Source organism: Pseudoduganella sp. RAF53_2, assembly GCF_052113985.1.
Taxonomy (GTDB): domain Bacteria; phylum Pseudomonadota; class Gammaproteobacteria; order Burkholderiales; family Burkholderiaceae_D; genus Rugamonas.
Map to the genome: position 1 here is coordinate 1 of NZ_JBFRDW010000159.1, position 10,081 is coordinate 10,081.

14 protein-coding genes are annotated in these 10,081 nt (G+C 62.4%); 7 read left to right on the forward strand and 7 right to left on the reverse strand.

From position 1 onward, the window contains the following. On the forward strand, window positions 1-1,384 hold a 1,384-nt coding region (locus AB4Z11_RS11715), incomplete at its 5' end, for a methyl-accepting chemotaxis protein (protein WP_442025426.1). A 12-nt stretch (window positions 1,385-1,396) separates the two neighbouring features. Next, window positions 1,397-2,209 carry an outer envelope protein gene (locus AB4Z11_RS11720; protein WP_442025427.1) on the forward strand — a complete coding sequence of 271 codons (813 nt, stop codon included), beginning with the start codon at window positions 1,397-1,399 and terminating at the stop codon, window positions 2,207-2,209. A gap of 1 nt (window position 2,210) precedes the next feature. On the opposite strand, the gene AB4Z11_RS11725 is transcribed toward AB4Z11_RS11720, so the two are convergent. The 4 genes from AB4Z11_RS11725 to AB4Z11_RS11740 form a co-directional block, all read right to left on the reverse strand. Continuing rightward, window positions 2,211-3,179, reverse strand: coding sequence for a hypothetical protein (locus AB4Z11_RS11725; RefSeq protein WP_442025428.1), 969 nt, complete (start codon window positions 3,177-3,179; stop codon window positions 2,211-2,213). Then, on the reverse strand, window positions 3,176-4,033 hold the full coding sequence (locus tag AB4Z11_RS11730; protein WP_442025429.1) for an ABC transporter ATP-binding protein: 858 nt from the start codon (window positions 4,031-4,033) through the stop codon (window positions 3,176-3,178). The genes AB4Z11_RS11725 and AB4Z11_RS11730 overlap by 4 nt, the downstream gene beginning before the upstream one ends. After that, window positions 4,030-4,404, reverse strand: coding sequence for a GntR family transcriptional regulator (locus tag AB4Z11_RS11735; RefSeq protein WP_395407349.1), 375 nt, complete (start codon window positions 4,402-4,404; stop codon window positions 4,030-4,032). The genes AB4Z11_RS11730 and AB4Z11_RS11735 overlap by 4 nt, the downstream gene beginning before the upstream one ends. A gap of 124 nt (window positions 4,405-4,528) precedes the next feature. Next, window positions 4,529-5,233 carry a DUF72 domain-containing protein gene (locus AB4Z11_RS11740; RefSeq protein ID WP_442025430.1) on the reverse strand — a complete coding sequence of 235 codons (705 nt, stop codon included), beginning with the start codon at window positions 5,231-5,233 and terminating at the stop codon, window positions 4,529-4,531. 48 nt (window positions 5,234-5,281) lie between these two features. Between AB4Z11_RS11740 and AB4Z11_RS11745 the strand changes: the two genes are divergently transcribed. Genes AB4Z11_RS11745 through AB4Z11_RS11765 form a run of 5 tightly spaced genes read left to right on the forward strand, consistent with a single transcriptional unit; the run spans window position 5,282 to window position 8,142 of the window. Then, a complete protein-coding gene (locus AB4Z11_RS11745; protein WP_442025431.1) occupies window positions 5,282-5,848 on the forward strand; it encodes a DUF1439 domain-containing protein in 567 nt (188 codons plus the stop codon). A 60-nt stretch (window positions 5,849-5,908) separates the two neighbouring features. Then, window positions 5,909-6,664 carry a hypothetical protein gene (locus tag AB4Z11_RS11750; protein ID WP_442025432.1) on the forward strand — a complete coding sequence of 252 codons (756 nt, stop codon included), beginning with the start codon at window positions 5,909-5,911 and terminating at the stop codon, window positions 6,662-6,664. 24 nt (window positions 6,665-6,688) lie between these two features. Beyond that, window positions 6,689-7,075, forward strand: a complete 387-nt coding sequence (locus tag AB4Z11_RS11755; RefSeq protein WP_442025433.1) for a hypothetical protein — start codon at window positions 6,689-6,691, stop codon at window positions 7,073-7,075. Next, window positions 7,076-7,525, forward strand: coding sequence for an NUDIX hydrolase (locus AB4Z11_RS11760; RefSeq protein ID WP_442025434.1), 450 nt, complete (start codon window positions 7,076-7,078; stop codon window positions 7,523-7,525). Continuing rightward, window positions 7,525-8,142, forward strand: a complete 618-nt coding sequence (locus AB4Z11_RS11765; protein WP_442025438.1) for a DinB family protein — start codon at window positions 7,525-7,527, stop codon at window positions 8,140-8,142. Before AB4Z11_RS11760 ends, AB4Z11_RS11765 begins: the two co-directional genes overlap by 1 nt. On the opposite strand, the gene AB4Z11_RS11770 is transcribed toward AB4Z11_RS11765, so the two are convergent. The 3 genes from AB4Z11_RS11770 to AB4Z11_RS11780 form a co-directional block, all read right to left on the reverse strand. After that, a complete protein-coding gene (locus AB4Z11_RS11770) occupies window positions 8,105-8,845 on the reverse strand; it encodes a UDP-2,3-diacylglucosamine diphosphatase (protein ID WP_442025435.1) in 741 nt (246 codons plus the stop codon). The genes AB4Z11_RS11765 and AB4Z11_RS11770 overlap by 38 nt on opposite strands. A gap of 2 nt (window positions 8,846-8,847) precedes the next feature. Next, on the reverse strand, window positions 8,848-9,339 hold the full coding sequence (locus tag AB4Z11_RS11775) for a peptidylprolyl isomerase (protein WP_442025436.1): 492 nt from the start codon (window positions 9,337-9,339) through the stop codon (window positions 8,848-8,850). A 55-nt stretch (window positions 9,340-9,394) separates the two neighbouring features. After that, window positions 9,395-10,081 (reverse strand): peptidylprolyl isomerase (locus AB4Z11_RS11780; protein WP_442025437.1); only part of this gene is annotated, 687 nt, incomplete at its 5' end.

The window sequence follows — 10,081 nt, forward strand, 5'->3', positions numbered from 1 at the left end:
CATTAACTCGCGTGCGCAAACGCCGGGCGACAAGCTGGCGGTTGCCGGCCTGGGCCTGGCGGTCAACACGCTGGCGCAGACGGTGCGCAACTACAAGCTGGGACAATCCGGCTATGTGTACCTGGTGCGCGCCGACGGTACCATCCTGATTCACCGCGATCCCAAGCTGGTGGACGGCAAGCACCAGCTGAAAGATATGCCGGGCATGTCGGCCGATCTGGCCAGGCGCCTGCTGGGCGGCGCGGCTTACACCGCGGACCACTACAAGGCTGACGGCGGCGAGCAATTGGTGGCGTCGTCCTTCATCCCGGAGGTGAATGCCTATCTGATCGCGCAAGTGCCGGAAGCCGAAGTGCTGTCCGGGATCGTGCGCGGCGCGGCCATGACTTCGCTGATTGCGGCCGTGATTGGTGGCGGTGTGGGCATGCTGGCCATCTTCGTGATCAGCCGCGCGATCGCAGCGCCGGTGGCGCAGGCGGCGCAACTGCTGGAAGATATTGCCAGCGGCGGCGGCGATCTGACGCGCCGCATGCCGGTCGAATCGSAGGACGAAATCGGCGCGCTGGCGGCAGCATTCAACCGCTTCGTCGAATCGCTGAATACCACCATCCTGCGCGTGCGCGAAAGCAGCCGCGCCATCGCCGACGCCACGGGCGACATCGCCAGCGGCAATATGGATCTCTCGGCGCGCACTGAGGCGCAGGCCTCCAATCTGGAACAAACGGCAGCGGCAATGGAAGAGCTGACGTCCACCGTGCATAACAACGCAGCGCACGCGGAAGAAGCGAACAAGCTGGTGGCCAGCACCTCCGATTCCGCCAAAYGCGGTGGCGAGGTGGTGGGGCAGGTGGTGGAGAAGATGGCGTCCATCACCGCCAGCTCGAACAAGATTGCCGACATCATCGGGGTCATCGACGGCATCGCCTTCCAGACCAATATCCTGGCTCTGAATGCAGCAGTGGAGGCAGCGCGCGCCGGCGAGCAGGGCCGCGGTTTTGCCGTCGTGGCCAGCGAGGTGCGCAACCTGGCGCAGCGCAGTGCGGCAGCGGCCAAGGAAATCAAGGAGCTGATCACGGCCTCGGTGCAGCACGTGGCGGATGGCGGCAAGCTGGCCGATTCGGCGGGCGTGGCCATGCACGATATCGTGCGGTCGGTGCGCGAAGTAACAGGACTGATGGCGCAGATTGCGGGCGCCAGCCAGGAACAAAGCCTGGGCATCGATCAGGTGAACGAGGCCGTGGGCCAGATGGACGACACCACCCAGCGCAACGCCGCGCTGGTGGAGCAGGCGGCAGCAGCGGCGCAGTCGCTGAGCGAGCAGGCGGCCCAGCTGGAGCAGGTGGTTGGCCTGTTCAAACTGGATGCCACCCCGAGACTACGTTAAACGAGAGAACACATGAATCGATTCTTCAAGGCGGCTGGTGTGGTGGCCCTGGCACTGGGCGCGGCCCAGCCGGCGGCGGCGTTTGACTGGAGCGATACTTCCGTGGGCTACCGCTATGGGACCAAGTTCGCCGAGCCGTACAACCCGAACGACATCCACAAGCATATCGTTTTCCTGACGCACGCCGACGGTTATCAGTATGGCGGCAATTACATGAACCTGGACGTGCTGAAGTCCGATGACCGCGACGACAACGCGACCGAGGCCTATCTGCTGTACCGCCACACGCTGGACGTCGGCAAGGTCACCGGCCACGAATTCAAGGGCTTCGGCCTGCGCGGCCTGGGGCTGACGGCGGGCTTCGACATCAACCACAAGAACGACAAGAGCTACGCTTCGCGCAAGCGCATGCTGGTGGCGGGACCGACCCTGATGGTGGATGTGCCGGGTTTCCTGAACGTGAGCTTGCTGGCGATCTGGGAGAGCAATGCGCCGATCGGCGTCGCCAGCCGCTATCACTACGACACGCATGCGATGCTGAATGCTTCCTGGGGCATTCCGCTGGGCGGCAGCGGCTGGTCGTTCGAAGGCTATGTGAACTACATCGGCAGCAAGGGCCGCGATGAATTCGGTGGTCCCACCGGCGCTGAAACGAATCTGGACATGCAGGTTATGTACGATTGCAGTTCGGCGGTGGGTTTGAAGGCGGGCAAGCTGAAGGCGGGCTTCGAGTACCAATACTGGCGCAACAAGTTCGGTAATCCTTCGAACGTGCCGGGCAGCCTGGCGCAGACCCCGATGGTCCGCGCCGAGTACCATTTCTGATTTAGCTTGCTTCGCTCCAGCGGCGGACCCACACCGCCGCAATGATCATCGCCACGCCGGCAATCACACCGCTCCACAAGGTGCCGGAACCCAGCGATGTCCAGGCTTGCTGGAAGAATTCCATCGCGACGCGGATCGGCTGGTCGTGCGGGCTGGTCTGCTCCATGGCTTCGCGGGCATGGTCGCTGAAGATGATCCACTGGCCCGGCACAACGCTCAGCAGCAGGCGCATCACGACGTTGTCCCAGAACCATTTGGCGAACAGCGGCAGATGGAACACGCGCTCGATCCAGATCAGCAGGCCGCCGGCCAGCATCGGACCAGCCACGGCCCACAGGAAGGTCTTGCTGCGCGCCCAGCTCGATACCAGTAGCAGCCAGCCAACCGAGGGCAGCGCCCACAGCATATAGATCGGCACCAGCGACAGCATGCGCAAAGGCGTGAGCCAGAACTGGCCGGAGCTGAACAAGGCGCCGAACAGATTGGCGCCGTGCGACGCCAGCACCAGGCCCGCCATCAGCATGATCAGCAGCGACGCGGCAAAGGCGACGCCRAGCACAATCAGCGGCACCACCAGCAGCGCGATCACGGCTTTCGACAGTACTGTTTGCGCATCCGACACCGGCAGCGATTTCCAGAACAGGATGCTGCGGTCGCGGCGCTCGTCATGCAGGGCGCCCAGGCAGTAGAAGAACACCAGGAAGCCGAGCATGGCGTAGACCGGAATCGCCACCATCGGGAAGGCAGCCGCCGCCACCTGGGCAATCTGCGCCCGTTCTTCGGGGGCGATGTCGACCGTGGTCATGCTGTTGAAGGCGTGGCCATTGACTTCGAAGCCGACGTTGTGCCCGGCCATCAGCATCACGGCGCTGATCAGCACCAGCGCCACGCCCACCGCCAGCGGCGCCCACACCAGCATGCCCTTGTGCTCCCAGTATTCGCGCTGGAGCAGCCATTTCATCGTTTTCATTCGTAGGTTCCTTTCATGCTGGCCACGAAGAGATCCGCCACGCTGGGCGTACGCATCTCGCCGAAGCGCTCCAGCTGGTGGCGCGAGACGCCGTCAAACAGCATCACAGCCTTGCCGAACACGGTGCGCTGCGACAGCGGCTGCAGCGCGCTGGCGGCAGTGAGAAATTCCGGCTGCACCATGACTTCGGTGTAGCGGTCGCCGATTTCGTCCATCGAAGCGGCGAGCGTGATCTTGCCTTCGCGGATGAACATCAGGTCGGACAGGATGTGCTCCACTTCCTCGATCTGATGGGTGGTGATGACGATGGTCTTGTTCTCGTCGAAGTAGTCTTCCAGCAGGTTCTGGTAGAACTGCTTGCGGTACAGGATGTCCAGGCCCAGCGTCGGTTCGTCCAGGATCAGCAGCTTGGCGTCGATGGCCATCACCAGCGCCAGGTGCAGCTGCACGATCATGCCCTTGGACATGGCCTTGACCTTGGTGTCCGGCTTCAATTTGGTCGCGGCCAGATATTTCTCGGCCTTGGCGCGGTTGAAGCGCGGATGCACGCCCTCCACGAAATTGATGGCGTCCTTGACTTTCAGCCAGCGCGGCAGGATCGCCACGTCGGCGATGAAGCAGACATCCTTCATCAGCTCATCGCGGTGCTGGCGCGGGTCCATGCCCAGCACAGTCAGCTCGCCCTCGAATTGCGTGAGGCCGAGGATGGCTTTCAGCGTGGTGGTCTTGCCGGAACCGTTGGGGCCAATCAGGCCGACGATGCGGCCGGGCTGCACTTCAAAGCTGGCGGCATCCAGCGCAGCCGTCTTGCCGTAACGCTTGCTGAGGTTTTTCGCCGTAATCAGCGCACTCATGCCCGGCCTCCGTTCGGCGCCGGCGGTACGGCGGCGGCGCGCAGCAGTTGTTCGATGTCCAGGCCCAGGCGGCGAATGCGCTCGACCATCGCAGGCCATTCTTCGCGCACGAAGCGATCGCGTTCGGTGGACAGCAGCTTATCGACAGCGCCTTCTGTGACGTACATACCTAATCCCCTCCGTTTTTCTACCAAGGTTTCATCAACCAGCTCCTGATAGGCTCGGGAGACGGTGATCGGATTCAACTGATAATCGGCGGCGACCTGCCGTACAGAGGGCAGGGCGTCTCCCGGCTTCAGCAAGCCGTCCAGCATCATGCCGATGACCCGCTCCTTGAGCTGGCGATAGATCGGCGTGTTTTCATTCCACATACTGCGGCTCCTCCAGTGGTGTGTTAATGGACTGGTGTTGTAGTGAACTATAACACTAAAACTTCGCCGCGCAAGTGTTTATTTTGCAATATGACGAGGCGGAAGGGAATATCTGCTTTGCTTACTAAGTACGCATCAACGCCAGCGCATCCGGCACCGCTGCGCCGGATGCTGTGTTGTCGAAGATGCACCAGGCGTCCTGTTGGGTGGCCAGCCATTCGCGCACACGCGCCAGGCGCTCCGGCTCGTAGGACGAAAAATAGATGCGCGGGCTGCCGTGCAAGCGCACGTAGGCCGTCGCCGAAGTCGCGGCATACGGTCCCGGCTCGCCGACTGGCGGGTCCGCGATCACGCGCGTTACGCCGAATTCGCGCAGCAGCGCGGTCGCGGGATCGGCGAACCACGTCCCGTGCCGCGCTTCGCAAGCGAGCAGGCAATCGAAACGCGCCCGCAGCGCGGCCAGCGCCGCCTGCGCTGTCGTGGCCTCAAAAGCCAGCGACGGCGGCAACTGCACCAGCACGCATCCCAGCTTTGCGCCCAATGCGCCTGCCTCGCCGGCGAAACGGTCCATCAGTGTCTCGGCGCCGAGCAGCCGCGCCTCGTGCGTGATGGTCTTTGGCAGTTTGACGRCAAAACGGAATTGGTCAGGCACGCTGTCGGCCCAGCGCGCATAAGTCTCCGGCTTGTGCGGACGATAGAACGATGAATTGATTTCAACCGCATTGAACACGGCTGCATAACGCTGCAGCGTACTGCCATCGGCGGGAAAAGAGCCCACGTCCGCACGCGGAATCGACCAGCCGGCAACACCCAGGCGTAAACCATTCATCGCTAATCCCCGTTAAGATGCGGTCAACTCTAAAACAAAGGATCTTGCATGACCGTCATCCGCCGCACATTCATCGTTGCCGCCTGCATTGCCGCCGCCACGCTGGCAGGTTGCGCGTCCATCATTGGCCCGCGCGACATCGACGTCCCGATGGCCCGCCTGCAGCACGGCCTGGACAAACGATTCCCCGTGCATCACCGTGCGCTTGGYCTGTTCGACATTGAACTGGTACGTCCCCAATTAAGCACGGACGGCGGCGCCGATCGTCTCGCGCTGAGCACCGACCTTTCCGTCAATTCGCTGCTGGCGCGCAGCGGCTGGCAGGGCAGCCTGACATTGTCGGGTTACCTCAAAGTCGACAACGTGCGCAACGCCGTCTATCTCGCCGATGCGCGCATGGACAATTTCATCATTAACGGCATGGACGAGCACACCCAGGCCAAGCTGGGCGCCATCGGCAATGTGCTGGCCGATTCGCTGGTGCGCGATGTGCCTTTGTACACATTCAAGCCGGAAGACTTGCGATATGCAGGCGTCCAGTTCCAGCCAACCAGCATTCGTGCAACAGCGGACGGGCTCACAATCCATCTTGAACCGGTTCGTGAAGGGCGCTAAGCCAGAAATAAGCGGACATTGCTTATAATGAACTCCATCAAATAATTCGGAGTCTCAGCAATGCCGTTTATCGGAGTCGGCCTTCACATCCTGGTCGCGATCTTCTTCGCTATCCACGCCATCCGCAGCCGCCAGCAAATGTACTGGCTGCTGATCCTGTTCAGCTTCCCGCTGCTGGGCAGTGTCGTGTACTTCTTTGGCATCTACCTGCCGAATTCGCGTATCGAACATGGCGCGCGCAAGGTTGTGGCGGCCACCGCGAAAGCGCTGGACCCGACGCGCGAACTGCGCGATGCGCGTGCCGCATTCGATTTCACGCCGACCGCGCAGAATCAGATGCGCCTGGCCGCAGCGCTGCTCGAGGCTGGCGAGGCGCAGGAAGCCGCCAAGACGTATGAAGCTTGCCTGCAAGGCGCCTTTGCGAGCGACATGGACATTCGCCTTGGCGCCGCACGGGCCAATATCGCCTGCGCGCGTCCCGCCGAGGCGATCACGCATCTGGAATTTATTCGCCGCACCGACCGCAACTTCCGTCCCGAGCAAACCAGTGTGCTGCTGGCGCAAGCCCTGGCTGCCGCTGGTCGTAATGACGAAGCACGGGCGGAATTCGAGTCGGCCGTGGACCGCTTCGGCAGTTTCGAAGCGCGCGCCGAATTCGCCATCTGGGCTGCCAATATGCGCGAGTATCAACTGGCCCAGCGTCTGCAGAATGAACTGCAGAAGACCATGGATCACTGGAACCGCCACACGCATTCCATGAACCAGCCCCTGATCCGCCGCCTTAACGCGGCCTTCGCCACGCTGCCGCGCAGCTGAGCACCGCCGGGAAGGAGCATCGGCATGCACAGTCCTGTCCTGATGTTCCAGTCCTCCCGCTTCGAAGCGATTCCCGGCGAGGACGAACTGACCAATCCCGGCATCTTTGGCCGCCAGCTTGCTGAGTGGCTGGCTGCCGAGTTGCCGCCGCAAGGCTTTGAGCCCGCCGGTCCTGCGATTCCTGAAGATTTCGGCTGGTGCGTGCCGGTGACGGCGTCCGATTGCGATCTGTACATCGCCTGCGCCAATGCTGAGCAGGGCTGGCAAGCCTTTGTCTTCGCCGAGAGCGGCCTGATGGCCCGCCTGCTCGGCAAAGATCCCCGTCCACCGGCAGTTGCGGCGCTCTACACCGCGCTGCACGCCATCCTGCAGGACGCCGACGGCATCAATGGCTTGCACGAGGAAGATTGAATGTACCCAGTTTCCATCAAGGGCGTGCTGGCCGCGCCATCCGGCGAAGTTGTGCTGCTGATGAACGAACGCGAAGAATGGGAGCTGCCCGGTGGCCGTATCGAGCTGGGCGAATCCGCCACCGAATGCCTGGCGCGTGAAATCCGTGAAGAGCTGAATCTTGATGTCGCGGTCGGAGCTCCGTTGGACAGTTATCTGTTTGAAGTCATTCCAGGTAAACACGTGTTCATCRCGACTTATGCCTGCACGCTGCAAGGTGCCTTCAACGCCGCCATCAGCCACGAACACAAGCGCCTCGGCCTGTTCGCGCCGGACATGCTGCCAGAGCGCCTGCCAGCCGGCTACCGCGCCTCCATCGGCGCATGGAGCGACGCCGCGCGCGCCGCGACGCAAGCTGCCGGTGGCGCCGCCGAACATGCTCCGGCGCCGGTGGCAGCGAGAGCCGCGTGATGCCCTCGAATCGCCTGTCGCGCCATCTGCGTGCCTGCGCCTACAACAACGCCTGGGCCAACCACCGCCTGCTGCGCGCCTGTGCGCAGCTTACGCAAGCCGATTTCGAAGCTCCGCGCACCGGCTTCTTCCCGTCGATCAAAGCGACGCTGAACCACATCCTCACCGTGGACTGGTTCTACATCGACGCGCTGGATCGCAACCTGCGCGGCGAACCACCGCATCCCGACTACCAAAGCTTCTTTCGCCCGGAAGAACCATTCGCAAATTGCGCCGAGCTATGGGCCGCCCAGCGCGCCTCCGACCAGCGCCTGATCGACTACACCAGCCAGCTAAGCGACGACGCGCTCAACGACATCGTAGTCATCGCCCGCATCGATCATGAACAGCGCGACACGCGCGAGCGCCTGCTGGCGCACGTGTTCGAGCATCAGATCCACCATCGCGGCCAGGTGCACGCGATGCTGTCCTCGACGCCTGTCGCGCCGCCCCAGCTCGATGAGTTTTTCTGCGCGAGCGAAGCCCCCCTGCGCAGGCAGGACTTCGCTGAACTTGGATGGACCGAAGAGGAAGTGTGGCCTACTGAATCACCGAGCCATCGAGCGCGTGGCGCGTGATGCTGCCGTCGTCGGCGATGGCGATCCAGCCGCCGCGTGGGGGCGAGAGCTCGGGTTCCCAGTCAGACAGTACATAACGGCGCTTGCCATCCACCACGTGCAGGGCAGGGCGGTGCGTGTGACCGTGGATCATGACCGATGTGCCGGTTTGTTCGAACACGTCCGCGATCGCCTGCGGCGTAACGTCCATGATTTCGTAGGACTTCTCGGCGTGGCCTTCCTTGCTCTTCTCGCGCAGGCCGACAATGATCTGCTTGCGCTGCTCCAGCGGCATGGACAGGAATTGCTGCTGCCACGCTGGCTGGCGCACTTGGGCACGGAATGCCATGTACTTCACATCGTCCGTGCACTGGGCATCGCCATGCAGCAGCGCGATGCGCTGGCCGCCAGCCTCGATCACCCAGGTTTCGGGCAGCAGGGTCAGGCCGCAGGCGTCGGCAAAGGCGGAGCCGACCAGGAAATCGCGATTGCCCGCGATCCAGAACAGCTGCACGCCCGCGTCGCTCACGCGGCGCAGGGCAGACACGATCTGCTGATGGAAAGGCTCGGACAGATCGTCGTCGCCCGCCCAATATTCGAACAGATCACCCAGCAGGTATAGCTGCTTGGCCTGCAGCGCGCGTTCGTCGAGGAAGCGCAGGAACGCTTCCGTCAACGCAGTGCGCTCCGGCTGTAGGTGCAGGTCGGAGATGAGGAGAATCAAGATTAAGCGGCTTCGACTTTTTCGATGATGATGTCTTCCACTGGCACGTCGGCGAACATGCCGGAGCGGGTGGTGCGCACTTTGCGGATTTCATCGACCACGTCGGTACCTTCGGTCACTTTGCCGAATACGGCGTAGCCCCAGCCGTCCTGGCCTGGGTAGTCCAGGAAGGAGTTGTTCTTCACGTTGATGAAGAACTGTGCGGAGGCGGAGTGCGGCGCCGAGGTACGGGCCATGGCCAGGGTGTAAGGCTCGTTCTTCAGGCCATTCTTGGCTTCGTTTTCCACGGTCTGGTCGGTCGGCTTCTGCTTCATGCCTGGCTCGAAACCGCCGCCCTGGATCATGAAACCGTCAATCACGCGGTGGAAGATGGTGTTGTCGTAGTGGCCTGCGTTCACGTAGTGCAGGAAGTTCTCGACGGTCTTCGGTGCTTTTTCAGCATCCAGTTCAGCGACGATCTTGCCTTTGTTGGTGGTGATGGTGATGGTGGTCATGTTCTTTTTCCTTTAATACGAGGGCCGGGAGTGTACCGCAGCCAATGGCAAAACGCTATTTTAACGCTTCGGGCGTTGGCACGGGCTGCTGCGCTGGTTCGGCCGGTGCCGGGACCGGAGTTGGCGTCGGAACTGGCGCTGGTTCGGCGGCCGGTTGCTGCTGCTCAGGCGCGGGTTCAGGTGTTGGCGCTGGAGGCGGAGGCGGCACGATGCGATGCTTGAGCACCGTCACCGACTTCACCACGATCGGCACCACAGGAATGTTCTGGAAATTCGGCTTGTCGTCCACCAGCACGGTCTTGATCTTGTCGACCGTCTCCTTGCCCTGGATCACACGGCCGAACACCGCGTAGCCATTGCCGTCCGGCGCTGGATAGTCGAGGCCGGGGTTGTCGACCACGTTGATGAACCACTGCGACTGGCCGGAATTCGGATCGTCGTGGCGCGCCATCGCGATCGTATAAGCGTCGTTGTGCAGGCCGTTCTTTGCTTCGCTCTTGATGGTGGGGCGCAGACCCTGTTTGCTCTTCAGGTCCGAGGTGTAGCCGCCGCCCTGAATCATGAAGCCATTGATCACGCGGTGGAAAATGGTGTCCTTGTAGAAGCCGCTCTTTACGTAAGCCATGAAATTGGCGGTCGAGATCGGCGCCTTTTCCTGGTCCAGTTCGACGATGATTTCGCCCATCGTGGTCTTCATGGAGACCTGGGGATTCTCGGCCGCGTGCACGGCGCCGGTCAGCAG

What these genes read in the sequence shown, in the direction of transcription:
- AB4Z11_RS11720 (WP_442025427.1), top strand. Translation starts at nt 1,397, where the DNA reads ATGAATCGATTCTTCAAGGCGGCTGGTGTGGTGGCCCTGGCACTGGGC.
- AB4Z11_RS11730 (WP_442025429.1), bottom strand. Translation starts at nt 4,033, where the DNA reads ATGAGTGCGCTGATTACGGCGAAAAACCTCAGCAAGCGTTACGGCAAG.
- AB4Z11_RS11735 (WP_395407349.1), bottom strand. Translation starts at nt 4,404, where the DNA reads ATGTGGAATGAAAACACGCCGATCTATCGCCAGCTCAAGGAGCGGGTC.
- AB4Z11_RS11750 (WP_442025432.1), top strand. Translation starts at nt 5,909, where the DNA reads ATGCCGTTTATCGGAGTCGGCCTTCACATCCTGGTCGCGATCTTCTTC.
- AB4Z11_RS11755 (WP_442025433.1), top strand. Translation starts at nt 6,689, where the DNA reads ATGCACAGTCCTGTCCTGATGTTCCAGTCCTCCCGCTTCGAAGCGATT.
- AB4Z11_RS11765 (WP_442025438.1), top strand. Translation starts at nt 7,525, where the DNA reads ATGCCCTCGAATCGCCTGTCGCGCCATCTGCGTGCCTGCGCCTACAAC.
- AB4Z11_RS11775 (WP_442025436.1), bottom strand. Translation starts at nt 9,339, where the DNA reads ATGACCACCATCACCATCACCACCAACAAAGGCAAGATCGTCGCTGAA.